We start from the raw sequence: 26,261 nt of genomic DNA on the forward strand, positions 1-26,261 counted from the left end.
GTATCGGCACTCGACGTCACCCTGTCAGGCCAGTTTTCCGCTGCCCAGCTCTAATGGAGCTTTGGGTTTTCGAAACACCAGAACGTTCCCCGACATCACCAACACCAACCCCAACAGCGCCGGCATCGTCCACTGATAACCCTCGGCGAACGCTGATACGTTGAGCGCCACCACCGGGAACAGCACCGTGCAATACGCAGCCCGCTCTGGCCCCATGCGGCCGACCAGCGTCAGGTAGGCGGTGAAACCTATCACCGATCCCGGAATCACCAGGTACAACAGTGACCCGATGTAACGCGCGCTCATTTCCATGTCGAAGGGAATGCCTTTGACCAGGCACCACACCGAGAGCATCGCCGCCCCGTAAGCCATGCCCCAGGCATTGGTGGTCAGCGGCTTGAGACCGGCCTTCTGTTGCAGGCTCGAAAGCATGTTGCCCGCCGAGAAACACAAGGTGCCGCACAGGGCCAGACCGAGACCGAGCAAGGTTTCCGGACTCGCGGTATGCCCGGCCAGCTCCGGCCAGAACAGCAGGCCCAGACCAAGCAGGCCCAGCGCACCGCCCATCAGCACATTGCGGGCGATTTTCTGACCGAAGAACACCCGCGCGTTGAGGGCATTCCACAGGGTGGCCGTGGAAAACACCACGGCCACTAGTCCGCTGGGGATCCATTGGCTCGCCGTGAGGAAGCACATGAAGTTGACGCAGAACAGGCACAAGCCCTGAGCCAGGCAGATCAGGTGCCCGCGGCGGTTCATCACTTGCAGCCGCCGGCTGAGCAGCAGGATCACGAACAGCACCAGCGCGGCGAGGCCGAAGCGATAGACGATCGACACGGGAATGGCCACCACACCGAGCTGCCATTTCAGGGCAATCCAGGTGGTGCCCCAGATCAGCACGGTCAGCAGGTACAACGAAAGGTTCATGGCTAAGGCTCCTCGATAGGAGCCCAGTGTCCGGCACCATGCCTGGGCACACTTGCATAAACTTGCGCTTTTGTCTGGCGGCAGGCTGGCATGCGCACGTCTACGGAGTAGGATGCAAGGCGTTGGATGCAGGTGTTAGAGAGCAACGATCATGGCTGCACTGGATACCCTACAAGTCTTTCAAGCCCTCAACCGCTCGCCCAATGCTCGCCTCGAGCACAGTGCCGAGCTCGGTGACGGCTTGTCTGCAGCCTTGTGGAGCAATCACCACGACGCCCAGGAATACGAAGCGCCCAGCCACCACACGTTGTCCTGTTACCTCGCCGGCGGCACCGGCACCTTTCGCCGCGACCAGCCCGATAACAAGGGTGGTCCGGACAAACTGTGCATCCTCCCGGCCGATCACCAGTCAGGCTGGGTGATCAACGGCGATATTCGCCTGGCACACCTGTATTTCAGCCCCGAACAATTTGCCCTTGGCTGCGTCACCCTGCTCGATCGCGAGCCACGGGAAATGCAGCTGCGCGAGCAGACCTTTCTTGATGATCCGCAGCAGGCGCTGCGCTTTCGGCAGTTGATCACCTTGAACTGGGACGAACCGGGCGAGCGCCTGCTCACCAGCAGCCTGGCTCACGAATTGCTCAGCCATGCCCTGCTCAGCCAGGTCAACGTGCGTCAGGGCTTGCGCCTTAAAGGTGGGTTGGCCGCGCATCAGCGTCGGCATCTGGTGGAGTTCATCGACAGTCATCTGGACGAGGCCATCAGCCTCGGTCAGTTGGCGGCGTTGTGCGCGTTGTCCGAATACCACTTCGCGCGGATGTTCCGCGAGAGCTTCGGCTTGCCACCCCACCAGTACGTGCTGGCGCGGCGCCTTGACCGGGCGCGAGAGTTGCTGCGCACGACCTCACAACCACTGGGGGAGATTGCACTGGCTTGCGGTTTTTCCAGTGCCAGCCATTTCACCAACCGCTTTCGCCAGTCACTTGGCGGGACGCCCGGTGAGTATCGGCAGGCGTTTTTGCGCTAAGCCCTGGATTTTCTGCGCCTCAATTGCCGACGAAGAACGATGACGCGGTCTGTCGTCAGAACTCCAGCGTGCTGGACAGCGAAATCTGCCGCGAATCCCCCATGGAAACAAAGAACCGACTCGCCGCCGAGGTGTAGTAAGTGCGGTCGAACAGGTTCTTCACGTTGAGCTGAAACTTGACCTTCTGCCCTTCGACCCTGGTGTCGTAGGTGGCGAACGCATCGGCCACGGTGTAGCTCGGCAGATCGAAATCGTTCACCGCGTTGCCCGCGCGCTCCCCCACATAACGCGCCACGGCGCCGACCCGCAGTTGATCACCGCCAATGACGCTGCCGAAGTCATAGACGGCCGACAGCGAGCCGCTGTTCTTCGCCACGTTCTGCAGTTGATTGCCTTGGTAATCCGGGTCTTCGGTGACTTCGGCATCGGTGTAGGCATAGCTGCCGATCATGCTCCAGTGATCGCTGAGTTGACCGCTCAAGTCCACTTCCAGGCCACGGGAACGCACTTCGCCGGCGGCACTGTAAATCGTGGTCGGGCCTTCGGCGTTGGACACCAGCACATTGCGTTTCTTGATGTCGAACAGTGCGATGTTACCGGTGACGCGGCCCGGCAGATCGAGCTTGGCACCCAGCTCCCAGGACTTTGCTTCTTCCGGCGCGATGCCGCCGTCAAGCACGGTACTGCTGCCGCTCAAGGGTGCGATGGTCGAGTTGGGTTTGAACGACTCGGTGTAGCTGCCGTAGAACGACAAGGCATCGGTGTACTTGTACACAAGGCCCGCGCGCGGTACCCATTTCTGCCCGTTGCTGTCGGTGTTCGCGTGGAACGGTACGCCTTTGCCGGCGTGCTGGTCGTACGCCTGGAAACGCGCACCGGCCACCAGAATCCACTTATCGGTGAGGTGGATGGAGTCCTGCAGGAAGACTGAATCGCTGCGCAGTTCATCGGTCTGCGCGCTGTCGGCCGCACTGACGGTGGTGCCCGCCACTTCCCGACCATAGACCGGATTGACGTAACTGAATGTGGTCAGGCTTTTCTGGCGAATCAGGTCTTCGCGGAAGATCTTGCGGTATTCGTCGTCGATGCCGAACAGCAGGTCATGCTGCATGCCGAGCACGTTCACGTTGCCTTCGAGGCTGGCGGTGGTGAAACGGTCGGTACTGATCGCATTCCGGGTGCCGTCCATGCTGCGGGTCAGGGTGCCCTTTTTGGTGTCGATGGCGGTCACGCGCACCTGGCTGGCATCGTAGGTTTCGCGGTTCCAGCTGTAGCCGAAATGGGCTTTCCATTTGTCGTTGAGTTCGTGATCGGCCTCGAAGTGATAGAGGTCCGAACGCCCTTCCATGTTGTTGAACGGCTCGTCGAGACGCTCGTTGCGCGAGATGTCCAGCGGATGGTTGGTGCGTGGATCGATCAGTGTGCCGCGGTCGAACGGTGTGAGAAATTCGCGGTGCTCATAGGAGAACAGCAGCTTGGTACTTTCGCCGTACCAGGCCAGGGATGGCGCGATCAGGCTCTCGCGATGCACACCGAAGTTGCGCCAGTAATCTTCATCTTCGTAGTCCAGCACCATGCGGTAGGCCAACCCGGAATCGCCGAGGGCTCCGGTGCTGTCGAGACCGCCGCCGCTGCCGTTCTTGCCGTCGCCATAACTCGAACCGCGCGCGGTCAAGGCGTTGTACTGCTCAAGTTCAGGCTTCTTGCTGACCATATTGACCACGCCGCCCGGATCCTGGATGCCGTAGAGCAACGAGGCCGGGCCCTTGAGTACTTCGACCCGGTCGACGCTGGCGTCAAGGCCACGGCCCTGCACGATCGGCATGCCGTCGCGCATGATCGAGCCGTTACGGTTGTCGCCAAAGCCGCGGACCATCACCGAATCCTGGGTGCTGCCCAGGGTGTTGGCCTGGGTGATGCCGCTGACATTGGCCAGGGCGTCATCGAGATTGCGCGGCGCCTGGTCGCGGATGACCTGGGCCGGGACGACGTTGATGGTCTGGGGGATATCCTGAACCCGGGCCGAGGAGCGCATCACTGAAGTGGTGGGTGGCGGTTGGTAGCTCATGGAGTCATCCATCACCGAGGTGATAGTGGTCGCGCCCAGGTTCAACGCACCTTCAGTCGGCCGTGGCTCCAGTGCAATGGTGTGGCCGTCGGTGCGACGGAACGTCAAGCCCGAACCAGTGAGCAGTCGTTGCAGGGCCTGTTCGGCGCTCATCTGGCCATTGATGGCCGGCGCATTGAGGCCGTACGGCGCTTCATCGGTGTAGACGACACTGATGCCGGTCACCCGGCTGAAATCACTCAGGGCCTGGGGCAGCGGTTTGGCGGCCAGCGCGAAATTGAATGGCCCACGCGACTGACTGCTGCCCGCCTCTGCGGCCAGCGCCACGCTCAGCGGCAACAACGCCATTGCCGAAAAGCTCAACGCAGACACACCCAACCATTGTTTGACCGAACCCGATTTTGCCCTGGACTTCATGACTCATGACCTGTGTAGAACCGCAACGGATGCGAATGACTCGCAGTTTCAGTCACTACACGGATGGCAATCGGGTTTACCTCAGCAAAAATTTGAAAATATTTTTATTGAAAGAAAAGTGGCGTTTGACCCACCGACTTCGCGAGCAGGCTCGCTCCCACATTTGGAATGCATTTCCCTGTGGGAGCGAGCCTGCTCGCGAAGAGGTCAGTCGCCTCAACGCAGAATAATCAGACGTCCCAACACCTGATGCTGCTCAAACCCCAACACCCCCTGCAACGAACTCAACACTGCCTGCGGGCTCCTGCTCGGAAAGCTGCCACTGACCCGCCGCGTCGCCAGTTCGTCATTGAGTATCACTATCCGACCTGGGTAATAACGACCGAGGTCGTTTACCACATCGGCCAATGTCGCCTTGTAGTAATTGAGCCAGCCCTGGCGCCAGGCCAACTGCTCTTCGCTGTCCACCGCGTGAAGTTTTTCCGCTGTGCCTTCGCCATAGGCCACTTGCTGGCCGGCGGTGAGGATTTGCTGCTCGACGTTCTGCTGCGCCGTCACGCCGACCCGACCGGACAACACCGTCACCTGTGCACCGTGGGGCTGCAATCGAACTTCGAACTGCGTACCCAGGACCCGCGCCTGGCCTTTCTCGGCGTCCACCACAAAGGGTTCCTCCGTATGTGTCACGCTGAAAAAACCGGCGCCACGACGCAGTTGCACGTGCCGCTCACCGCGACTGAAATCCACGGCGATGGCACTGTCGGCATCCAGTGTCACCTGCGACTGATCGGCCAGGGTGACGGTGCGGATTTCCCCCGGCGCCGAGACGTAATCCGCCCCCAGGTCATCCATCCAGCGCATCGGCTGCCAGCCTGTGCCGAGGCTGATCATCAACAGCAGGCACGCGGCCATCGCCAGCGCAACGGACCAACGCCCGACCGTGTTGCGCCGCGGCTTGTCCATGGCGTGGAGATACCCCTGCAAGGCAAAAGCGTCTTCATCGGCGAGCGTGCGCGCCGGCCCTTCGCTCAACTCCCACATTACCTGCGCCTGGGCATAGGCCTCGGCATGGGCGAGGTCGGCTTGCAACCATTGGCTAAACGTCGCCTGGTCACCGCTGCTGGGCTGGTCATGCAACAGGCTCAGCCAGGCCAGCGCGGCCTGCTCCTGCGCGGGCGTCGGAGTGACGCGCTCGAGGTGGTTCACGGTGCTTTCCCTGGCGTACGCGGTTCGGGTTCCCGAAGGCTGGCCTTGCAGGCTTCGAGGGCGCGCATCATATGTTTTTCCACGGCACTTTGGGACAAGCCCATGGCCTTGGCGATCTCGGCGTATTTACGGCCATGGATGCGATTGAGCAAAAAGATCTGCCGCGTACGCTCCGGCAAGGCGCGCAACGCCGCTTCGACATGACGCAAATCGTTGCCCGCCTCCAGCGCCCCTTGCGGTCCGCGGCCATGGCTGTCCGGTGGTTCCACCATCAAGCCTTCACTGACCCGGACCCGCGTGCCTTCACTGCGCAAATGGTCGATGGCGATGTTGCCGGCGCAGCGCAACAGGTAGGTGCTGAGTTCCTCGACTTGCACCAGCGGCCGCCGCCAGAAACGCAGGAACAAATCCTGTACCAGGTCAGCCGCTGTCGCCCGGCAACCGACACGCCGACTCACCAGTGCTTCCATTTGCGAACGCTGGGAGAGAAACACCTGGAGAAAATGCGCACGGTCGTCGCGCTGTTGATCGCGCTCGTTATCGTGGGGGTCGGGGGGCAGAGTGATCATCGTTCATGTTTCGACCTGAAAACCGGTGAGGCCACGACAGCGTCAGGGGGCCGGCAAGGCCACAATATTAATGATAAATATTCTCATATGCAAAAAGTTCGGGTGCAGCCCGCTATCAAGCCCGTTGGTTGCACCGCAAACCTGGCTGTCCCCACAGCCAGCCAATGACCATGAAATCCAAAAGCCACCGAAACGAAAACGGGCCTGCAATGCAGGCCCGTTCTAATGGGAAGGTAAAAAGTGAATCAGGTGTCAGCCGTTAAGCGCCGCCTGTTCGTTTTCCAGAAACTCTTCTTCCAGCAGCTGGTCGGCATGGGCGCCACTCTCGATGGGCACCACATTGGCTCGTTTGCCGCGTAATTTGCCGAACATATGCTCCAGCGCATGTTCAAGTTTAGTAGCCGCTCCGTCGATCGCCTGCTCCATGGTGGAGGCTTTATGGGTGACGGAAACCGGTTGATGGCCTTTTGGCCGCGCCTCCAGTTGGCAGCGCATGTCGTGGGGACCCGGCTTGTCGCCGTTCTCGTCCCGCAGGTGAACCTCGACTCGTGTCAGGTCCTCTTCGTAGCGTTCGAGCGTGCTCTCAATGGTTGTACGTACCCACTCCTCCAGTCGTTTACTGCCTTGAATATGGTTATCGCTATTGACTTGGATTTGCATAGTTCATCCCTTATTTCAGCTAGCTCGCGAGAGGCCGGTCAGCTAAGCCCTTGGGCGTCATCACCGTGACCTCTTACTTACACAATCGGTCTGTACGCTGAACAATTCAACCCCTAAAAAAGATAAATTTTCAATCGCAAAAAAAGCCGGACAACGAGCAAAAGCGCTGTTAAGGTCGGGAGTTGGGTCGCCCTGCTCTTACGTAATAATTGCTCACATTTGCCGCTCCCCCAACGGGTGCAGGCTGCGAAATGCACCCGCCTCCTCCACCAACCAATCGTGCACCGCGCGCACACCCGGATGGCTCAATGCCCCCGGTGCGTAAAGCAGCATGTAGCGCTTGTGATTGGGTACCGCCAAGCCAAACGGCACGATCAAGGCACCACGCTCCAACTCATCATTGAGCAACGTTCGTCGCGCAATCGCCACGCCCATCCCGGCGATGGCCGCTTCGATGGTCAGGTGATTGCGATTGAAGGTATGGCCGCGTCGCACATCCGCCCCCTCGAAGCCGATGGCATTGAGGTAAAACTCCCATTCCGCGTACTCGTAGCTGCCGCGCCAGGCGGTGATGTCGTGCAGCAAGGGAAAGTGCATCAGGTCTGCCGGACCGTGCAGCGGCGGACGACCACGCAACAGGCTCGGCGCGCACACCGGAAAAATCTGTTCATCCAGCAAGGCTGTGGATAACAGGCCCGGATAACTGCCGTCGTTCAGGTCGATCGCCAGGTCGAAATCGCCTTCATGCAACGGCACGCTGCTGTCCTCGGCCACCAGGCGCAACTGAATGTCCGGAAAACGCTGCTGCAAACGCGGCAGGCGCGGCGTCAGCCATTTGCTCAGGAACGACGGAATCGAACGCACCCGCAGAATTCCGCTGATCATGCCCGCATCCAGTCGCCGCAATTCCGCGTCGATGCTGCCAAAGGCCTCGTTGACGGTAATGGCCAGGCGCTGGCCCTCAGCGCTCAGCTCCACCCCGCGGGCGCGGCGGTGAAACAGGCGAAAGCCCAGGCGCTCTTCCAGCTGGCGAATCTGCTGGCTGACCGCCCCTGGTGTGATGTGCAGTTCTTCGGCGCACCGGGTGAACGACAGGTGCCGCGCGGCACAGGCAAACACGTTCAGCCAGACATACGTCTGGGCGTGTAATTGACGGCTCATCGTTTAGTCCTGCTAAAGGATGTCTTAGGAATTTTCGTTGGTCACGCAGGATCGTGACAGGCAGTATCGCCCAAATTGCGCTTGTCCTACAGAAATGGCAGCGACTTCCCTTCCATTGCATGTACAGGCTTTAGCATGGCTATCAGTGTTTTTGATCTATTCAAAGTCGGCATCGGTCCTTCCAGTTCCCATACCGTCGGTCCGATGCGCGCTGCCGCAACCTTTGCCCAAGCGCTGGTCGATCACGGTTTTCTGGCGGAGGTGCGACGCGTGGAAATCCGCCTCTATGGTTCTCTTTCAGCGACCGGCGTCGGCCATGCAACGGACCGCGCCTGCGTCATGGGCCTGATGGGCGAATGGCCCGACCGCATCGATCCCACCACCATCGACAGGCGCATTCACACCCTGCGCGAAACCGGCAAATTGTGCCTGGCAGGCGTTGCGGAAATTGCCTTCGACTGGCAACACGATCTCCTGCTGCTCAACGAGAGCCTGCCCTACCACCCCAACGCCATGTCCCTGACATCCTTCGGTGAAACCGGCGAACTGTTCGAGCAAACCTATTACTCGGTGGGCGGCGGTTTCATCATCGAAGCGGCCGAAGCCGAATCCGGGGTCGCACCGGCCGGCGATGTGGTGCTGCCTTACGATTTCTCCAGCGCCGCCGAACTGCTCAAGCTGTGCAATGAGCACGGGCTGCGGGTGAGCGAACTGATGATGGCCAACGAACGGGCATGGCGCAGTGACGCAGAGATCCGCCAGGGTCTGTTGCATATCTGGTCGGTGATGCGCGAATGCGTCGAGCAGGGCTTGCGCCACGAAGGCATCTTGCCCGGCGGTCTGAATGTTCCACGTCGAGCGGCGAAACTGCATCGCAGCCTGCAGGAAATCGGCAAGCCGAACGTCATTACGTCCACCTTGTCAGCGATGGAATGGGTCAACCTGTACGCCCTTGCCGTGAACGAAGAAAACGCCGCCGGCGGGCGCATGGTCACGGCACCGACCAACGGCGCGGCGGGGATCATTCCCGCGGTGCTGCACTACTACATGAAATTCAATGCTGATGCGTCTGACGACGACGTAGTCGCGTTCTTCCTGGGCGCAGCGGCCGTCGGCATCCTGTGCAAGAAAAACGCTTCGATCTCCGGGGCCGAAGTCGGCTGCCAGGGTGAAGTCGGCTCCGCCTGCGCCATGGCCGCCGCAGGCCTGGCAGAGGTGCTTGGCGCCACCCCGGAGCAGCTGGAAAACGCCGCCGAAATCGGCCTGGAACACAACCTCGGCCTCACCTGCGACCCGGTGGGCGGACTGGTGCAAGTGCCGTGTATCGAGCGCAACGCGATCGCCGCAGTGAAGGCCATCAACGCCACGCAAATGGCCCTGCGCGGCGACGGCAAACACTTCATTTCCCTGGACCGGGTGATCCGCACCATGCGCGACACCGGGGCCGACATGCACGACAAGTACAAAGAGACGTCGCGGGGCGGACTGGCGGTGAACTGGGTGGAATGTTGATCGCTTTGGAGGCACGTCGAGGTTTATTGCCCTGAAACGTGCAGAAAACGCGGCCCCTGAAGGAGCGAGCTTGCTCGCGAAAAACCCTCAGGCGCCGCGAACCATCTGGTTTGACGCGTTATCGTTCACGACCATCGCGAGCAGGCTCGCTCCTACAGAACGTGTTTTTTGTCCGACAATTTTGTCGGCACGCCCCTTGCTACATCCTGGTTGGAACAATGATGGCGAGATGGCCGGTGGTCAGGCGTTGCGAACCAACCCGATCACGGCCGGTCAACAACTGCACGTTCAATCAGGCGGTGACGCATCATGGACAACCCTTTCCAGCTCATTACCGATGCCTTTGCAGCGGATTACCAGATCAACCTGAGCATTCAGGGCCTGGACGGCAGCATCATGCTGACCCTGTCCAACAGTGGCCGCGTAGTGGCCAAGCGCATGATCAGTGCCGAACAACGCAATGACCCCGAGCGCCTGAAACGACTGGTGCAGAGCATTCAGTTCGGCATTGCCATCGAGCAGGGCCACAGTGCCGTGGCCATCCTCGAATCCATGACCGATGGCGACACGCGCAGCCTGCCGCCACCATCAGCCAATGGCCGGCCCCGACCCGCCATGGGGCTTTAAAGCTCGCCCTTTTCTACTTCCGGATGTTCACTGGAGCCCGCACCTGTCTTGCGGTGCGGGTTCTCGATCTTCACCGAAGGAAATTGCGACGAAGCGTAACGCACCACCAGAATCGCAAACGCCAGCAGCAGAATCCCGCCGCACAGGTAGATGATCCCCAGGTCCGGCGGGTTGTGGTGCGAAACGTTTGAAATCAGCAGCCGCGTCAGCGCGGTGATCGCCACGTAGATCAGGAAGCGCACGGGCATGTGGTTGGTCTTGAAGTAAATCCCGACCATCGCCCCCAGTTCCAGGTAGATGAACAGCAGCAAGATGTCATCGATCTTGATGTGCCCCTCTTCGATCATCCCGAGAAACTCCATCACCGCCGCCCACGCAGTCACCGCACCAATGGCGAACAGTGCCAGGTAGTGAAAGGTTTCGACGAACAGGTTGCCCAGGGACTCGGCCAGTTCATGCACGTTCTGCCGCAGTTTTTCGGCCCAGTTGATTTTCACGATGCTGCTTCCTTAGGTCGCTTCGACCGGATGATGCGGGTTGGACGTGACGGTTTTTCTGCATGCAGAAAAAAGGCCAGCCCATGATGGCGAGCTGCTCTGGATCGCGCGCCGTGGCGTTTGGTCGCACCCGTGCAGCGCCTCACCTGACAAATGCCGAAACCGGTCTACATTGAAAAGCCACTATCCAAAAGACAGGGATTCGCTTATCCTTTAGCTGTATATAGATACAGTAGTCGAAATCGACAACCAATGTGAAGGCATGTGAGGTGGTGAATGGCCGTCGAAGTGGTATACCGCAGCAGCCGAGATCTGGAGCGCTTGTTCATGGATAAAGCCGAAGCTGACCGTCATGACAAAATGCTCGAACTGGCCGAACTGCTGGCTGAAGTGTTGCAAAAAGCCGTTCCGTCCCTGACCGAGCAGCAAGTGGAAGAAGCCGGGATCTACATGGCGAAGAATCGCGATGTGTTCGCCAAGGCGTTCAAGAGCCAGCCGGACGCCCTGTCCGAACTGCTCAGCGCACCGGTTGAAGTCGCACAACCTGTTGCAGCGGTCGAGGTCGTTGAGGCCGTGGAGCCGATCACCCCGGCCAAGCCTGCCAAGGCCCCCAAAGCCGCCAAGTAAGCAAAGCCCAAATTGAATAGGCCCTGAGTCAAATGGCTCAGGGCCTTTTTCATGCCTGTGGAAAACTCATCTGATTCACCGGTACAACACTTTCTCTGCCAACTCATCGGCCACCCGTGCGGGGGAACGTTTTTCCGCTTGGGCGTGGGCGAACACTTCGGTCAGGCGCGAGCTGATTTTCGACAGGTGTGCGGTGATGGTCGACAGTTCTTCGCCGCGGTGCTTGAGCGACACGTAAATCAGCCCACCGGCGTTGATCACATAATCTGGTGCGTACAGGATGCCGCGGCGTTCGAGTTGGTCGGCGATATCCAGATGCGTCAGCTGATTGTTCGCCGAACCGGCCACCGCCGAGCAGCGCAATTGCGACACGGTATGGCTGTTGAGCACACCGCCCAGCCCGCAAGGCGCGAGGATGTCGCAAGGTGTGCTGAGCAGCGCATCGTTGGCAATCGGGTGCGCGCCGAGTTGCTCCATGGCCAGTTGCACCTTGCCGTGATCGATGTCGCTGACCAGCAGTTCGGCACCAGCGGCGTGCAACTGTTCGGCCAATGCATACCCGACATTGCCCAGGCCCTGGATAGCCACGCGCAGACCTTCGAGGTTATCGCTGCCGAGCCGGGCCATGGCGGTGCTGCGGATGCCGGTGAATACCCCCATCGCCGCGTGTGGCGCAGGGTCGCCCGCCGAGGTGGTGCTGGTGACGTGTTGGGTTTGCTGGGCGATGCAATCCATGTCCGCCACGGAAGTGCCGCTGTCGATGGCGGTGATGTAACGGCCTTCGAGTTGTTCGATGCAGCGTCCGAACGCTTCGAACAGTGCCGCGCGGTTTTCCACATGGGCCGGACGCACGATCACCGCCACGCCGCCGCCTTGGGCCAGGCCGGCCAACGCGGCTTTGTAGCTCATGCCTTGGGCCAGGCGCACAGCGTCTTCGACCGCTGATTCGTCGCTGGGGTAGGCAAGGTAACGACAACCACCCAGAGCAGGCCCCAGCCGGCTGTTATGAATGGCAATGACCGCCTTCAACCCGGTGACCGAGTCAACGCTCAGATGCAGCGATTCAAGGCGAGTGCTTTGCATGAGAGCGAACATCGTAAGGCTCCCGAATCACTTCTTGTAGACGCCAGTATAGGCTTGCGCCCAAAAATTGCAGAAGCGCACCGGAATAAGAACGGCCCCGATGCAGGCTTTCGGAAATAACCTGTGATCGCCCTTGTGCGGCACTGGACGAATGCCGGAGAGGGGGCTAAAACGAGGCATTGCCCGGAGATTTTGATGACCCCGCGCCAATCGTTCTTCGCCTGCCTGCAACGTTCACCGCCCGCGCTGTTCGAGGCGGCACTGTGGATTGCGGCCGAGCACGACAGCGAGGTGGAGCCGCAAGCACTACTGGCCGATTTCCAGGCATTGCAACAACGGGTCAGTGGCGGCTTGCCGATGCTGCCGGTCAGTGAACTGGCCCAGCCGCTGCTGCGGCGCATGAACGACCTTGGCTATGCCCAGGACGACTTCACACCCTTGCGCCCGCAAGTGGCACTGCTTGACAAAGTACTGGAGCGCCGACGAGGGCAACCCTTGACGCTGGGGCTGATTGCGCTGGAGTTGGCCAAGGGCCTGGAAATTCCCATGGTCGGGGTCAACTTCCCCGGGCATTTCCTGCTGCGGGTTCCGGGCGCCGATCATTTGCTCGACCCCTGCGGCGGCCGCCGGCTTTATCCGAACGATTGTCGGGAACTGCTGCACCGCCAGTATGGCCCGAACATGAAGCTCAGCGCCGAGCACCTGGTAACCGCCGAGCCGGCGCAGATGCTGCAACGGCTGTCGCGCAACCTGCGCCAGTTGTACCTGTCCCACGACGATTGCATCAATGCCTTGATCGACGCCGAGCGCGTCCTGGAACTGGGCAATGCCACTGCCACCGACTATCTGGCCCGGGCCAGCCTGTACCAACGGCTGGACTGCCCGAACGCCGAGCGTTTTGACCTGGAGCATGCGCTGCTGCTCAGCGAAGATCCGATCCAGCGGATTCGCCTGACGGAACGATTGGGGCATTTGCCGCCGAACGCCATCGTTCACTGATCACAAAAACCTTGTGGGAGCGAGCCTGCTCGCGAAGAGGGAGTGTCAGTCACATCAACGTGGCTGACACACCGTTATCGCGAGCAGGCTCGCTCCCACATTGGGACGGTGTGAATCGTTATGGCGTGTCTGGCTGATTCGCCGGATGCGCCTTGATGAACGCCGGGTGCGTCGCCGCCAATGCCGCCACTCGCCGGATGCGTGGATAAGCTTCAAGGGAAACATTGAAACGCTCGGCCGCGTACAATTGAGGGATCAGGTAGACGTCCGCCAGCCCAGGCTCGGGGCCGAAGCAATAACCGTCATCACCGATCAGCTGCTCGACCGTGGCCAGCCCTTGGCCGATCCAGTGACCGATCCACTCCACCACCTGCGGTTCGTCGTGACCCAACTGGCGCAGCCGATTGAGCACGCTGACGTTGTGCAGCGGGTGCACATCGCAGCCGACCACTGCCGCCACGCCGCGCTCGTGAGCACGGGTAGCCAGGTCTTTGGACAGCAGTGGCACCTGTGGATAACGTTCCTCCAGGTACTCGATGATCGCGGGAGACTGGATCAGCAACTCGCCTTCATCGGTGCGCAAGGCCGGCACGCGACCCTGCGGGTTGATGCCCAGATAAGGCGGCTGTCGATGCTCGCCACCCTGCGGTGCGATCAGGTTGACTGGCAAGGATTGATAATCCAGGCCTTTGAGCGCCAGCGCGATACGCACCCGGTACGAGGACGTCGAACGGTAGTAGGTATAGAGTTCCATGCCCCGCTCCTGTTAGCGCGCCGGCAGCACTTTGCCGCGGCATTCGCCGAAACCGATGGAAGCAAAACCGTCGCGGCGGCAACGGCCGCGCAGGATGATTTCGTCACCGTCCTCAAGGAATTTACGCACCTCGCCCGAGGCCAGTTCGATCGGCTTTTTACCGCCTTCGGTGATTTCCAGCAGGCTGCCGAACTGACCGCTCTGCGGCCCCGACAACGTGCCCGAACCGAACAAGTCACCGGCCTGCAACTGGCAGCCGTTGACGCTGTGGTGCGCGACCATTTGCGCCACGGTCCAGTACATGTGCCCGGTGTTGCTCAGGGTCAGGCGATGGGCTGGCAGGTTCTGTTCGCGCATGGCCTCGGTGAGCAGCAACACTTCCAGTTCGATGTCGAACGCGCCAGCAGCCTGGTCGCGCTTGTCGAACAGGTACGGCAGTGGCTGTGGATCGCCTTGCGGACGCTCAGGCTGGGCACGACGGAACGGTTCCAGCGCTTCGGCGGTGACCACCCACGGCGAGATGCTGGTGATGAAGCTTTTCGACAGGAACGGCCCCAGCGGCTGGTACTCCCAGGCCTGAATGTCCCGTGCCGACCAGTCGTTGAGCAGGCAGAAACCGGCGATGTGGTCGGCGGCGTCGCCAATGGCAATCGAGTCGCCCATGTCGTTGCCCTGGCCGATCCAGATGCCCAGCTCCAGTTCGTAATCCAGGCGTGCGCAAGGGCCAAAGGTCGGCTCGGTTTGACCGGCCGGCAAGGTCTGGCCTTTCGGGCGGCGTACATCGGTACCGGACGGGCGAATGGTCGACGCACGACCGTGGTAGCCGATTGGCACGTACTTGTAGTTCGGCAGCAACGGGTTGTCGGGACGGAACAGTTTGCCAACGTTCTGCGCGTGCTCGATGCCAACGTAGAAGTCGGTGTAATCGTTGATTTTCGCCGGCAGGTGCATTTCGCAATCCGCCGCCAGCGGCAGCAGTTTTGCGCCCAGGGCTTCGATCTTGCCGTGCAGGGTGCTGCCCTCGGCGAACAGTTCCAGCAAACGCTCGCGCAACGCGACGCGAGCCTCGCGGCCCAGTTCGAAGAACGCATTCAACTGGCCGCCACGGGTGGCCTCGACGGCAGCTTTCGCGGCGCCATCGAACAACCCGGCCTCAAGGGCCGCTTGCAGGTCAAAGATATGCTCGCCAATGGCCACGCCACTGCGCGGTGCCGAGCCGTTGAGACTGAACACGCCCAGCGGCAGGTTTTGCAGGGGGAAATCCGCGTGGCCGTTGGCCGAAGCAACCCAGCTGCGAGTGATGGAAGTCTGCGTCATGGGTTATCTCCGGGTCGGGTCGAAAGTGGCGGGCAGCGTAGCCCAGCAGGCGTCGTAAGTGTTTTGCAGTTGCGGGCAATCGAGGGCGAAACGGCTTGGGCGCAACACCTGGCTGGTCTCGAACATGAACGCCATGGTGTTGTCGATTTTCGCCGGCTTGAGATCAGCGTTGATCGCTTTGGTGCAAGTCTCTCCGTCGGGACCGTGGGCGCTCATGCAGCTGTGCAACGAAGCACCGCCGGGCACAAAGCCTTCGGCCTTGGCGTCGTATTCGCCCTGGATCAACCCCATGAATTCGTTCATCAGGTTGCGATGGAACCACGGCGGACGGAAGGTTTTCTCGGCCACCATCCAGCGTGGCGGGAAGATCACGAAGTCGAGGTTGGCCAGGCCGTGGACGCTGGTCGGCGAGGTCAGCACGGTGAAGATCGACGGATCGGGGTGATCGAAACTGACGGTGCCGATGGTGTTGAAACGGCGCAGGTCATATTTGTACGGCACGTTGTTACCGTGCCAGGCGACCACGTTGAGCGGCGAATGATTGAGCTCGCAGGCCCACAACTGGCCGAGGAATTTTTGCACCAGCGTGGTGGGTTGTTGCAGGTTTTCGTAGGCCGCCACCGGGGTCAGGAAGTCCCGCGGATTGGCCAGGCCATTGCTGCCAATCGGCCCCAGGTCCGGCAGCCGCAGCGGCGCACCATGGTTTTCGGCGACGTAACCGCGGGCTTGCGGGTCGAGCAGTTCGATGCGGAATTTAAGGCCGCGTGGCAGTACGGCAATTTCCAGGGGGTCGAGTTCAAGCACGCCGAGTTCGGTGGCAATGCGCAGGCGCCCCAGTTCAGGCACCAGCAACATCTCGCCGTCAGCATTGAAGAACACGCGCTCCATGGAACGGTTGGCACGGTAGTTGTAGATGCTGATCCCGGCCGGTTTTTCTGCGCCCGAGTTGGCGGCCATGCTCACCAGGCCGTCGATGAAATCGGTCGGCTCGGCGGGAATTTCCAGCGGGTTCCAGCGCAGGCGGTTGGGGGTCACCTCACCCAGCGGGCCGCCGGCGAGTTGCCGATCCAGTTTGACGAATGCCGGATGATTGGCCGACGGCTGAATACGATACATCCAGGTCCGCCGCGCTTCGCTGCGCGCCATGGTGAACGCCGTGCCGGAGAACAGTTCGGTGTAAAGGCCGTACGGGGCTTTTTGCGGGGAGTTCTGGCCGACAGGCAGTGCGTCGGGTAACGCTTCGCTGCTGAATTCGTTGCCGAAGCCTGACAGGTAGGCCAGCGCTGGCGTCGTTGAATCGGGGTTCATGGAGCCTCCTGAACAGGGAGTCGACAGTGGCCGCTCGCTCTGTTGCAGAGGTCGAGGCACGTCCGGGTTGTTTTTATCGTAATTTGATTACGCATAACGTAATTTGATTGGTATTGACCGTCAAGCTATAAAGACGCCCATTCGTCCCGGGATCCCAGCCACCATGGAAAAAACCAGCGACAACAACGGTAAACAAAAAGTCCGCTCGGCCGAGGTTGGCACCGACATCCTCAAGGCTCTGGCCGAGTTGTCGCCCTCGACTTCGCTGTCGCGCCTGGCCGAACACGTGCAGATGCCGGCGAGCAAGGTTCACCGCTATTTGCAGGCCTTGATCGCCAGCGGATTCGCCGAACAGAACGCCGCTACCAACCATTACGGCCTGGGCCGCGAAGCCTTGCGCGTAGGGTTGGCGGCACTCAACAGCATGGACGTGCTGAAAGTCGCCGCCCTGCCCTTGGCCGAATTGCGCGATGACTTGAACGAAACCTGTTTTCTGGCGGTGTGGGGCAATCAGGGCGCGACCGTGGTGCATATCGAACCGGCGGTGCGTGCGGTGACGGTGGTGACACAACTGGGCTCGGTGTTGCCATTGCTCAGTTCTTCGACGGGACTGGTGTTTGGCGCCTACCTGCCGAAACGCGAAACCGAGGATCTGCGCGTGCAGGAATTGCAGTCCCACGCAGCCCACACGCTGGCAGACGATCAGGCCTATGCGGCCCAGTGCGAACAAATCCGCGCACGCGGTTTGCACCATGTACATGGTTTGCTGCTGCCAGGGGTGGATGCCTTGTCGGCACCGGTGTTCAACGCGATGGGCAGAGTGGTTGCCGTGCTGACGGTGGTGGGGCCGACATCGTTGTTCCATGCCGATGAAAACGGTCCGGCGGCGCAGCGCCTGTTATCCGCCAGCCATGCGGTCAGCTGGCGCATGGGTTTTGAACCCGCCGTATCCGCAACCTGATTGCGGCAACTGTGCCAACCAAGGGGTTGGCACAACTACTTTGATAGAACCACCAATCAGCTCAGTAAATCCCGGGCAATTGCTGCACCCATTTCATTGAGCTCATCAAGTTTCACACCATCGAAACGATATTTCTGGTCAAACGTGTACGGCTCGGAAAAGATCCCCAAATTCTCACTGGCGAATTTTGGAACTTCACCATCCTGCAACTTAAGAAAAAATGCCGAGACCAGTGACTGAGAGTAAATAACCGTAGAATCGTTAGCCGACGCAACTGCATTGATATAAACCTTATCGACATCAATACCGCGCCTACTGAGCCTTGCGTGCAACTTGGCCCGCACCAACTCCTTTGTCAGTTGTTCCATGCCTTAAAACTCCATAATTGAATGGGCTACGAAAGTCCCTGAATATCAGATCAGGAAATCCGGAGCAATTTCTATCACCAGATCACTGATGTCCTTGATCGTGAGTTGCGGGTGCACATCAGATTCCCGGGAACTGTAGGCGATCGAATAAACGCCCTGTCCTTCGCCGTGATAGTAAGGAATTTCATCATGTTGAAAATAAGCAAAGACATCTTCGGCCAGACTTCGGGATTGAAGTATCTTTCGCCCGTCCGCTTCCGTCACAAAACTGGTCAAGTACACGTTATCAATATTGATTTCCGGGATCTGATACTTTAATGCTGCGTGGACCTGTTCGATGCCAGAAACTTTGATCGAGCGCTTTGAAAGGTTGATTGAGGGTGCATCGGTCAACCAACGGACGATATCAAATACTATTCTTTCAAACTCTATCAGGTCCAGCCCTTTAACCTTATGCTCCGGCTCGAAAGAATACCGCCGATTGAAGATGCCATTGATAACCTGGACATAATCAGGCAGTGACTCCTTCTCAACCCACTCCAGTGTCTCATCGAATAACGTCCTGGACTCGCTGACGTCAGTGCCAACAATATCAACCAGCGTATTCAGATAGGTCTTGAACGGGTTGACCCCGAGTTTCCCCAAGCGTTCAGCCAACAGCACCCCGACTGCGAAATCCGCACGAATACGCTTCAATAGCAAAATCTTACTGTTAGAAAAAAAACTGTCACTCATACAGACTTCCTGTCACGTTAAAGAGCCGAGCATCCTGCTCGACCTGTCGACCATTGTACTGACAACGCAACTAATTGCTTACTTGTCAGCGCCGAGGAGCATACTAATCGACACAGTTATTTATGCACGCGACAGTATGTTTTAATTCATTTCCAAACGAAAAACCAACAACTACCAAACCTGCATTATCAACCCCAACTTCTTCGCCATGGCAACTGCCTGTGTACGCCGCTCCACACCCAACTTGCTGTGAATGCGCCGGGCATGGGTTTTCACCGTATGCAACGAAATGAACAGCTGCTCGGCAATTTGCTGATTGGAATTACCCTGGGCAATCAGGCCGAGCACTTCCAGTTCCCGACTGCTCAGCAGGCTGACATCCAGGGCCAGCGCGGTCACCGTCTCCTCGCCTTGTAAACGACAGATCAGGTTCGGCTGGCGCAAGTTCAAATCACGCAATGCCTGTTGCCCCTGACAACGCTTCACCAATGCCAGACCGGCCTCCAGTGCCGAGTGAGCCATGTCCGGCTCACCCGTCAGGTCCGCCACTTCGCAGATTGCCAATTGCAGCTCCGTTTCCAGCGCCAGCATGGCGTGTTGTTGCGCGTGCTCGAGTAACGCCTTGAGCCGATCCAATGGGCGTTGCGCCAGTTGCAGTTGAGTCTCGGCCAACACCAACTGGTATTCGATACGCGCAATCAGCTGCAGCGTGGCCGGCGGTGCCTGGCGTGCGTGGCCCCCCCGATAATGACGCAAGACCCGGGTCAGCGCTTCCCGGGCCAACTCCGGGCGCCCTTGTTGCAACCAGAAATGGCTGCTGATTTGCAGCAGCACCCCGCGATACACCGTGTCGGGGATCTGCCGTTGCTGCATCAACCGCTCGGCCTCGCGCAGACGATCAAACGCAAGGGCGTAATCACGTTGATTGGCCGCCAGTTGCGCCTGCCCGAGAAACCCGTACAACACGTGCTTGTCCTGACTGTGCAGGCAGTCATCAAGTCCCGCCTGGAAACACTCACCGGCCAATTCATCCTGGCCCTGGCACAAGGCCAACCGCCCACGCCGCAGGGCGATTCGTCCCAGCAGCGGCGTCGGTCGATCAGCCTGGCGTCCGAGCATTTCATGGATGTCGGCCAGCAACTGCCCTGCTCGCCGCGGTGCACCCCGCTGCTCCAGCAATTGCGCATGGTCGAGTTCGAGCAAGCCTTCAAACAGCAACGAGCCTTGTGCCCGCGCCAGGCACAGGGCGTCACGATTGAAGGCCTGGGCGGCATCGAGGTCGGCGTTGAGCAGCGCTTGCTGGGTCAGCCCGGACAGACACAGCAACCGTGCGGGCCACGCCTCGGCCGCCAGTTCGTCCAGTGCCTCGATAAAATGCGCCCGTGCCGCCGGCAGGCGTCCCTGCAAATGCAGCAACCAACCCTGTTGCGCCTGCCAACGCGCCAGCAGTTGCCGTTGCAAGGATGCCGTCGGTTGCGGGGCAAATCGGGACAATTGCCCGATGCAGGCGGCCGCCTGCCCGAAACGCCCGGCAATCAGCAACGCTGCGGTGATCAACCCTACCCGTTGCGGCGTGCCCAGGGTCAACTGTTCACCCAACTGCTCGTGCAGCTTGAGTAACCAGCTGACGTTCTGACGCTTGAACAGATGCTCAATGCTGAAGTGTTGCAACAAGCTGACCGCAACTTCGAACTCCTGCGCCAACAGAGCCTGCTCGAACGCACCTTGCCAGTCTTCTTCGGCGCTGAACCATTGGCACGCACGGCGATGCCAGGATCGCCCGGCCGGAGTCGGCTCTTCCCGCATCTCCCGGGCCAATGGCTCGAAGATCCGCAGCCACTCGACGGAGTCTTCCCAGGGTTCAATGAAGCAGCCCATTTCCTGCAACGCGTGCAGCCACTGCGCGCCCTCACCTGTACCGAAAAGATGCTCGCACAAGCTGGCGTTGAAGCGTGGCAGATGAACCAACACCTGCCAGACCTCAACCAATTCCGGCGGCAAGCTGTTGAACAACTCGTGTTGCAGATAATCGAGCAATGTTGCCGAACGCCCCTGTTCACCCGACCATGGACAACCATTGAGCAACGCGATCCTCACGCCAGCGCACCAGCCACCGCTGCGCTCAACTACCCTTTTGGCGGTTTGTGCCGCCAGGGTCGGCTCGACATGACCGAGCAACTGCCCGACTTCGGCCTCAGTAAACGCCAGCGCCCGGCCTTCGCACTCGTACAACTCATCATCGAGCAGCAACCGCGGCCAGTTGCAGGGTGGTCGTCGTCGGGAGCTCAGCCACCAGGTCAGCGCCGGGCTGGCGACGGCCAACAGGCGATCGAGCACCCGGTCGAGTTCCGGGTTGGGTGCTCGGCAGTAATCATCCAGAAACAGCCAGGTCGGCGCCTGTAATCGGGCCAGATGCGCCAGCAGCCCGGGCTCATCCGCCGAGGGCAGACCCAGCGCTTGAGTCAGGCGTAACAGAAAATCGGCTGCACCCAACGACTCCCCCGCCAGCGGCAACCAACAGACCCGAGAGTGCTCCGGCGCCCGCAGCAGGCATTCGGTGAGCAACGCGCTCTTGCCACTACCGGCCGGTGCGCAAAGCAACTTCACCCGCGCGGTCGAAACCAGCATGGGCTCAATCAACCGCTCACGGGACAGATGATGGGACGACAGTCGGGGCAGGAAGCCAGGGCGGTCCAGACAGTGCGTCATTGCAGTCATAGTGATGCGCCTTTTTTATAATTCTGGCGCCACCCTAGACCCCTCCCGAGCGCTTGTTGAAGAAGTATTCAACACACTGATCGACCGCTATAAAAAAGGTGACCGTTGAGTCACCCTTTTGTGTAGGAGCCTGTAGGAAACCTACCTAACCCCCGTGCTACGCAAGGCTGCTGGCGTGTAGTCCCCCGCTTTTGCATCGATGTTGAATTCGAAGCTGCGCTTCTCTTCGTTCTTCATTCCCAGGGCGATATAGCGACCGGCAATCAAGTCATACAGCGCTTCGACGGTGTAGGCCGGCACCTGGTGATCGTAGTAGAACTGGGCATGCCCTTCGGCGACGCGCCAGAGCTGGCCACGCCCGTCGTAGTGGTCGGCCAGCGCCACTTGCCAGCTGTCTTCATCGATGTACATGTGGCGCTTGGCGTACACATGCCGCTCGCTCGACTTGACCGTGGCGACGACTTCCCAGACCCGATGCAACTCATAGCGAGTCAGGTCCTGATTGATGTGCCCGGCCTTGATCACATCGGTGTACTTGAGGTCTGGCGAGTCGAGCTTGTAGCTGTTGTAGGGGATGTACATCTCCTTTTTGCCGACCAGTTTCCAGTCGTAGCGATCCGGCGCGCCGGAAAACATGTCGAAGTTGTCAGTGGTGCGCAGGCCGTCGGATGAGGTGCCGACGCCGTCATAAGCAACCTGTGGCGCACGCCGTACCCGGCGCTGGCCAGCGTTGTAGATCCAGGCCTTGCGCGGTTCCTTGACCTGGTCGAGGGTCTCGTGAACCAGCAACACGTTGCCCGCCAGCCGCGCCGGTGCGGTCACTTCCTGCTTGAAGTAGTTGAGGACGTTATCGTCGTTGCCCGGTTTCAGATCACCGAGCAACGACGGCACGGCGACCTCGTCCTTGAAGCGGATCACGGTGAAGTCACCATTGGACTGCGGTGTTGCCTGGGTGATGGTGCGGCGCAGATTGCCGCCGTGGTAACGGGTGACGTGGTTCCAGATCACTTCCACGCCATTCTTTGGAATCGGGAATGCGTAGTAGCGATTGCCGGTGAAATTAGCCAGGCCGTTACCGTCATTGATCGGTGTTACGTTCAGCGCGCTGCGCTTGGCCGACTCATAGATTTCCGCTGGCAGGGCCACGGTGCGATGGCTGGGATAGACCGGAATCTTGTAGGTCTCGGGATAGCGCTTGAACATCGCGATCTGGCCGTCGGAGAGCTTGTCCTTGTACTTGTCGACAGTCGCTGCGGTGATCACGAACAACGGCTTTTCGTTGGCGAACGGGTCGGTCAGGAAACCTTTGCTGTCCACTGCGCCAGCGTTTTTCGGGATGCCGCCGGTCCAGGCCGGAATCGAGCCATCGGCATTGCCAGCCTTCTCGGCACCGAGCGGTGTAAGGCTGGTGCCGAGCTTACCAGCTTCCTCCGGCGACACCGCGGCCATCACGTTGGCGGCCAACAGACTCAGGGCCAGAACGGTGCCCAATTGCAGAATCATCTTGCGCATTGAATTCATCCTTTTCAGCCAGATCAGAAGTTCACACCAAAGCTCAACGCCACGAAGTCACGGTCGGTGAGGACGTTGAAGTCCCCGCCGAAAAAGTCTGTGTAACTGAGGCTCGCGGTATAGGTATTGCGATAGTCCGCATCGACACCGAGGCTGACGGCCTTGGCGCCTTCGTTGAACAGACCGTTGGGGCCATAGCCGGAGACATCGTGGGACCACGAGAGGTTGGGCCTGACGTTGATCCCGGCGATGAGGTTGTTGTAGTCGAGGATGGCCCGGCCGCGGTAACCCCATGAAGTCGAGGTCACGAAGCCGCCGGTGTCGCCGCCGAAACCATACTGGCCATACACCGAATCGCGGCCGTAGCGCAGTTTGGTACGTGCTTCCAGACCACCGACCCGAACCACCGCCGCCTCGCCCACCAGGGTCAGGCGATCCGCACCTGCGACCTGATCGATGAAGTGCGTCAGGGTGCTCTGGATCTGCGTCACTTCCTTGCGGCGATAACCTTTGTTGTCAGCCCCGGGTGAAGTGGCAATGGGTGATGCCGCACCGCCTGCAATCGGATTGAGCATGGCCAGGGTCAGGTCATTGGTGTTGACCTGCACCGGGAGGTTGGGGCGGTAGCTGATTTCCCCGCTCCACGCGGTGCCGGTGGATAAGGTGGTGGAGAAGCTTGCGCCGTAGAGGCGGATGTCCTCCGGGTATTCGAGGTAATACTGGCCGCGACCGAGCATCACACTTTGGGCCAGGCCCGAACCGCTGCCGGGCGCGATGCGGTTGGCGGCGGCAACGATCCCCGGAATGCTCGCCAGCGTACTGAGGCTGGCAGTGGTGGTCCCGACATTCGGCGAACGGCTGTGGTAGTTCATGAAGTACAGGCCGTACTCGGTGTCGTCCCCAAGCCAGCGCAACGCCGTACCCCACTGCCCGGAATCCCGGGCATCGCGGTCGCCACCACGGGGAACGATCACGCCCTCCTTGCTGACCTCGAAGCCCTGGCCAAAAGCAGCCGCAATTGGCTGCAAGGGTGCAATGGCCGGGTTGGCGACGGTGTAGCCCTTGTTGCAACCGTCCGCCACCACATCGACACCAAAGAAAGTGCCGCAGTTATCGACGACCGTCTGGTCCCACTCCAGTTGATAGAAGCCTTCGACCGTCAATTTGTCCGTCAGGCCCTGGGAGGCAAACAGCATGTTGACCGGAATCAGGCCTTCCTTGATCTCGGCACCAGGACGACGGAACGCGGACACGTCCACCGGATTGATGCTGTTGATCGAGTTGCCGATGAAGGTGCTCTCGCCCCAACTGACCACCTGCTTGCCGGCGCGCAAAGTGCCCGGCAAATCGGCGAGGGAATAGTTGTGATATACGAAGGCGTCGAGAATTTGCCCGCCTGAAGACTTGGCGCCTTCTTTGCGATTGTGATCGCTGATGTCCTTGAAGGGGCGGCTTTCATCCTTCAATTCAAAGTCGTACCAGTACTTGCCACGCACAAACGCACCGGTGTCGCCGTACTTCAGTTCGAGGTCGTGAATACCCTTGAAGATCTTCGAGAAGGTTTCACCCTTCTTGAAGTTCAGTCGCCCGTCGTCACCGGTCGAAGACTGGCCGGAACCGCCATTGACGGTGCCCACCAGGGCGTTATCCGCATCACGCATACCCCAGCTCGCGCCGACCGACAGCGAGGAGTCGAACGTCCCCTCGATTTCCCCGATGTTGAACGAAATGGCCTGCGCCTGGGCACAGCAACCCAAGGCGACCGCAGCCGCCAACGCCTGCGGTGTGAAGATGGCGCGCATTGTTGTTTTTGTCATGCGTCTTCCCCGGTGAGTGACAGAAGGCCTCACCCTACTGCCGGGCATCGGGGTCGATAAGCGCACCAAGGAGGTATTCGTGGTGTACCTCTAAAGGATGACTGGCACAGGGTCATCACCCAGACGACAAGCACCCGAATCCTGACTGTTGCCGGGGCTGCAACAGTGCATGTCCGTAATTGGTATTTTTCCTACGACAGCAAGGGCTTATTCTTGCCTGGCTGTCACAGTAGACCACCGCAGGCACCCTGTACCGGCCTGCGCCGTGACTGAAAGATTTCAGATGAATTGAGGATTCGGTTCATCGCCCCGTGTTCACTGACGTTGATTTGTAGCTCCTGATCCAACGTCTTACCTTGGCCGCTGCGTTTGCAGCGGCCTTTTTTATGGGCGATGGTTTTTGATGAGTAACAGCTGCCAGGCAAAACTTCGAATACCTACATTTCTTTCAGAAAGCGCCTACAACCATAGGTAAACACCAATAGCACTCGAGCCATTAAGTTGAACAGCAAGTCGGCGAACGACTTTTATCTTCGTCCGGCTTCAAACTTACTTATTGCGAGTGCAACCATGAAACCCATCAACTACAACCAGTATCGCTCAACCCGAAGCTTCAACAGTCGAATACGCTTTCTGATTCTTCACTACACGGCCGCTAACTTTTCAAGTTCTGTCAGTGCCCTGACCGGCCCGAGTGTCAGCGCGCACTATCTGATTCCAGATATCACTGACCCCAGTTACCTGAAAGCCGGCCATACCGGGCAGGATGTATTCAGCCTGGTGGATGAAACCTATCGCGCGTGGCACGCAGGTGTCAGTCAGTGGGGTAACCGCAGTAATCTGAATGACACGTCCATCGGCATTGAAGTCGTCAACCTGGCGACCGACAACAAAGGCGAATTCACCTTCCCGCCGTATCACCCCGAGCAGATTGCTGCGATTGAACAACTGGCGCTGAATATCCTCAAGCGCTACCCGGATATCACACCGACGCAGGTTTTGGGCCACTCCGATATTGCGATAGGCCGCAAAAGTGATCCGGGGCCGATGTTTCCCTGGCAGGCGCTGCACTTGAAAGGCGTCGGAGCCTGGTTCGATGAAACCACTCGGAACGAGTATCTGCGCCAATACACCACATCGGGCGTTCCAGCCCGAAGCGAATTGCTGGGGTTGTTCAAATCCTATGGATACGATGTTTCGGGGGCGTCAACGGAAGGCGGTTTTCAACAGTTGGTGCGGGCATTCCAGATGCATTTTCGCCCGGATAACTTCGATGGAAAAATGGACGCACAAACCGCCGCCAATCTGAAGGCGCTGGTAGTCAAATACTTTCCCCGCTGATCATTAGCAAACGGCTTCCAGCCGACAAATAAAACAACCGGCAAGGTCAG

Annotated in this window: 22 protein-coding genes and 1 pseudogene; 7 read left to right on the top strand and 16 right to left on the bottom strand. The window is 59.6% G+C overall.

What is annotated here, in order from left to right; translation table 11 throughout:
- Positions 1–24: 24 nt before the first annotated feature.
- Complete coding sequence (locus tag KGA85_RS22745; RefSeq protein WP_223459136.1) at positions 25–927, bottom strand: DMT family transporter; 903 nt, start codon at positions 925–927, stop codon at positions 25–27.
- Positions 928–1,078: 151 nt separating this feature from the next.
- Here KGA85_RS22745 and KGA85_RS22750 point away from each other — a divergent pair, with 151 nt between their 5' ends.
- The gene (locus KGA85_RS22750) at positions 1,079–1,954 is read left to right on the top strand and encodes a helix-turn-helix domain-containing protein (protein WP_223459138.1); all 876 of its coding nucleotides are present in this window, start codon (positions 1,079–1,081) and stop codon (positions 1,952–1,954) included.
- 55 nt (positions 1,955–2,009) lie between these two features.
- Here KGA85_RS22750 and KGA85_RS22755 read toward each other — a convergent pair whose 3' ends face one another.
- From KGA85_RS22755 to KGA85_RS22775, 5 genes are all read right to left on the bottom strand, one after another.
- Positions 2,010–4,439 carry a TonB-dependent siderophore receptor gene (locus tag KGA85_RS22755; RefSeq protein WP_223459140.1) on the bottom strand — a complete coding sequence of 810 codons (2,430 nt, stop codon included), beginning with the start codon at positions 4,437–4,439 and terminating at the stop codon, positions 2,010–2,012.
- 216 nt (positions 4,440–4,655) lie between these two features.
- On the bottom strand, positions 4,656–5,645 hold the full coding sequence (locus KGA85_RS22760; protein ID WP_223455628.1) for a FecR family protein: 990 nt from the start codon (positions 5,643–5,645) through the stop codon (positions 4,656–4,658).
- Entirely contained in the window at positions 5,642–6,214 is a 573-nt protein-coding gene (locus KGA85_RS22765; RefSeq protein WP_223455627.1) for an RNA polymerase sigma factor, read from the bottom strand. Before KGA85_RS22765 ends, KGA85_RS22760 begins: the two co-directional genes overlap by 4 nt.
- A 252-nt stretch (positions 6,215–6,466) precedes the next feature.
- The gene (locus tag KGA85_RS22770) at positions 6,467–6,874 is read right to left on the bottom strand and encodes an HPF/RaiA family ribosome-associated protein (RefSeq protein WP_007970346.1); all 408 of its coding nucleotides are present in this window, start codon (positions 6,872–6,874) and stop codon (positions 6,467–6,469) included.
- 213 nt (positions 6,875–7,087) lie between these two features.
- On the bottom strand, positions 7,088–8,035 hold the full coding sequence (locus KGA85_RS22775; RefSeq protein WP_008046773.1) for a LysR substrate-binding domain-containing protein: 948 nt from the start codon (positions 8,033–8,035) through the stop codon (positions 7,088–7,090).
- Between the two features lie 135 nt (positions 8,036–8,170).
- Here KGA85_RS22775 and KGA85_RS22780 point away from each other — a divergent pair, with 135 nt between their 5' ends.
- Entirely contained in the window at positions 8,171–9,547 is a 1,377-nt protein-coding gene (locus tag KGA85_RS22780) for an L-serine ammonia-lyase (protein ID WP_223455626.1), read from the top strand.
- Between the two features lie 309 nt (positions 9,548–9,856).
- Complete coding sequence (locus tag KGA85_RS22785; RefSeq protein WP_223455625.1) at positions 9,857–10,174, top strand: DUF3509 domain-containing protein; 318 nt, start codon at positions 9,857–9,859, stop codon at positions 10,172–10,174.
- Here KGA85_RS22785 and KGA85_RS22790 read toward each other — a convergent pair.
- Positions 10,171–10,671, bottom strand: coding sequence for a phosphate-starvation-inducible protein PsiE (locus KGA85_RS22790; protein ID WP_008000650.1), 501 nt, complete (start codon positions 10,669–10,671; stop codon positions 10,171–10,173). The two genes, KGA85_RS22785 and KGA85_RS22790, sit on opposite strands and share 4 nt — an antisense overlap.
- 276 nt (positions 10,672–10,947) lie before the next feature.
- Between KGA85_RS22790 and KGA85_RS22795 the strand changes: the two are divergent.
- Positions 10,948–11,187: pseudogene (locus KGA85_RS22795) on the top strand (YebG family protein); the annotation flags it as partial.
- A gap of 186 nt (positions 11,188–11,373) precedes the next feature.
- Here KGA85_RS22795 and KGA85_RS22800 read toward each other — a convergent pair.
- Entirely contained in the window at positions 11,374–12,393 is a 1,020-nt protein-coding gene (locus KGA85_RS22800) for a Glu/Leu/Phe/Val dehydrogenase family protein (RefSeq protein ID WP_223455624.1), read from the bottom strand.
- Between the two features lie 183 nt (positions 12,394–12,576).
- On the opposite strand from KGA85_RS22800, the gene KGA85_RS22805 reads away from it, so the two are divergent.
- A complete protein-coding gene (locus tag KGA85_RS22805; RefSeq protein ID WP_223532665.1) occupies positions 12,577–13,380 on the top strand; it encodes a SirB1 family protein in 804 nt (267 codons plus the stop codon).
- A 118-nt stretch (positions 13,381–13,498) separates the two neighbouring features.
- On the opposite strand, the gene maiA is transcribed toward KGA85_RS22805, so the two are convergent.
- Genes maiA through hmgA form a run of 3 tightly spaced genes read right to left on the bottom strand, consistent with a single transcriptional unit; the run spans position 13,499 to position 16,759 of the window.
- Positions 13,499–14,134: a maleylacetoacetate isomerase gene (maiA, locus tag KGA85_RS22810; protein WP_223455622.1), complete on the bottom strand. Its 636-nt coding sequence runs from the start codon at positions 14,132–14,134 to the stop codon at positions 13,499–13,501.
- A 12-nt stretch (positions 14,135–14,146) separates the two neighbouring features.
- On the bottom strand, positions 14,147–15,451 hold the full coding sequence (gene fahA / locus KGA85_RS22815; RefSeq protein WP_223532667.1) for a fumarylacetoacetase: 1,305 nt from the start codon (positions 15,449–15,451) through the stop codon (positions 14,147–14,149).
- 3 nt (positions 15,452–15,454) lie between these two features.
- A complete protein-coding gene (gene hmgA, locus KGA85_RS22820; protein WP_223532669.1) occupies positions 15,455–16,759 on the bottom strand; it encodes a homogentisate 1,2-dioxygenase in 1,305 nt (434 codons plus the stop codon).
- Between the two features lie 163 nt (positions 16,760–16,922).
- On the opposite strand from hmgA, the gene KGA85_RS22825 reads away from it, so the two are divergent.
- Positions 16,923–17,720: an IclR family transcriptional regulator gene (locus KGA85_RS22825; protein WP_223455619.1), complete on the top strand. Its 798-nt coding sequence runs from the start codon at positions 16,923–16,925 to the stop codon at positions 17,718–17,720.
- A gap of 56 nt (positions 17,721–17,776) precedes the next feature.
- Here the strand turns inward: KGA85_RS22825 and KGA85_RS22830 are convergent, their stop codons facing one another.
- The 5 genes from KGA85_RS22830 to KGA85_RS22850 all read right to left on the bottom strand — a co-directional run bounded on the left by KGA85_RS22830 (position 17,777) and on the right by KGA85_RS22850 (position 24,870).
- Positions 17,777–18,088: a hypothetical protein gene (locus tag KGA85_RS22830; RefSeq protein ID WP_223455618.1), complete on the bottom strand. Its 312-nt coding sequence runs from the start codon at positions 18,086–18,088 to the stop codon at positions 17,777–17,779.
- Positions 18,089–18,133: 45 nt separating this feature from the next.
- Entirely contained in the window at positions 18,134–18,823 is a 690-nt protein-coding gene (locus tag KGA85_RS22835; RefSeq protein WP_223455617.1) for a hypothetical protein, read from the bottom strand.
- A gap of 171 nt (positions 18,824–18,994) precedes the next feature.
- Complete coding sequence (locus tag KGA85_RS22840; RefSeq protein WP_223455616.1) at positions 18,995–21,541, bottom strand: LuxR C-terminal-related transcriptional regulator; 2,547 nt, start codon at positions 21,539–21,541, stop codon at positions 18,995–18,997.
- 141 nt (positions 21,542–21,682) lie between these two features.
- Entirely contained in the window at positions 21,683–23,053 is a 1,371-nt protein-coding gene (locus KGA85_RS22845; protein ID WP_223455615.1) for a DUF1329 domain-containing protein, read from the bottom strand.
- A gap of 23 nt (positions 23,054–23,076) precedes the next feature.
- Positions 23,077–24,870 carry a DUF1302 domain-containing protein gene (locus KGA85_RS22850; protein WP_223455614.1) on the bottom strand — a complete coding sequence of 598 codons (1,794 nt, stop codon included), beginning with the start codon at positions 24,868–24,870 and terminating at the stop codon, positions 23,077–23,079.
- A gap of 570 nt (positions 24,871–25,440) precedes the next feature.
- On the opposite strand from KGA85_RS22850, the gene KGA85_RS22855 reads away from it, so the two are divergent.
- Positions 25,441–26,211, top strand: coding sequence for an N-acetylmuramoyl-L-alanine amidase (locus tag KGA85_RS22855; protein ID WP_223455613.1), 771 nt, complete (start codon positions 25,441–25,443; stop codon positions 26,209–26,211).
- Positions 26,212–26,261 lie beyond the last annotated feature (50 nt).

Source organism: Pseudomonas sp. GL-B-12 (assembly GCF_019955895.1).
In the GTDB taxonomy this organism is placed as follows: Bacteria; Pseudomonadota; Gammaproteobacteria; order Pseudomonadales; family Pseudomonadaceae; genus Aquipseudomonas.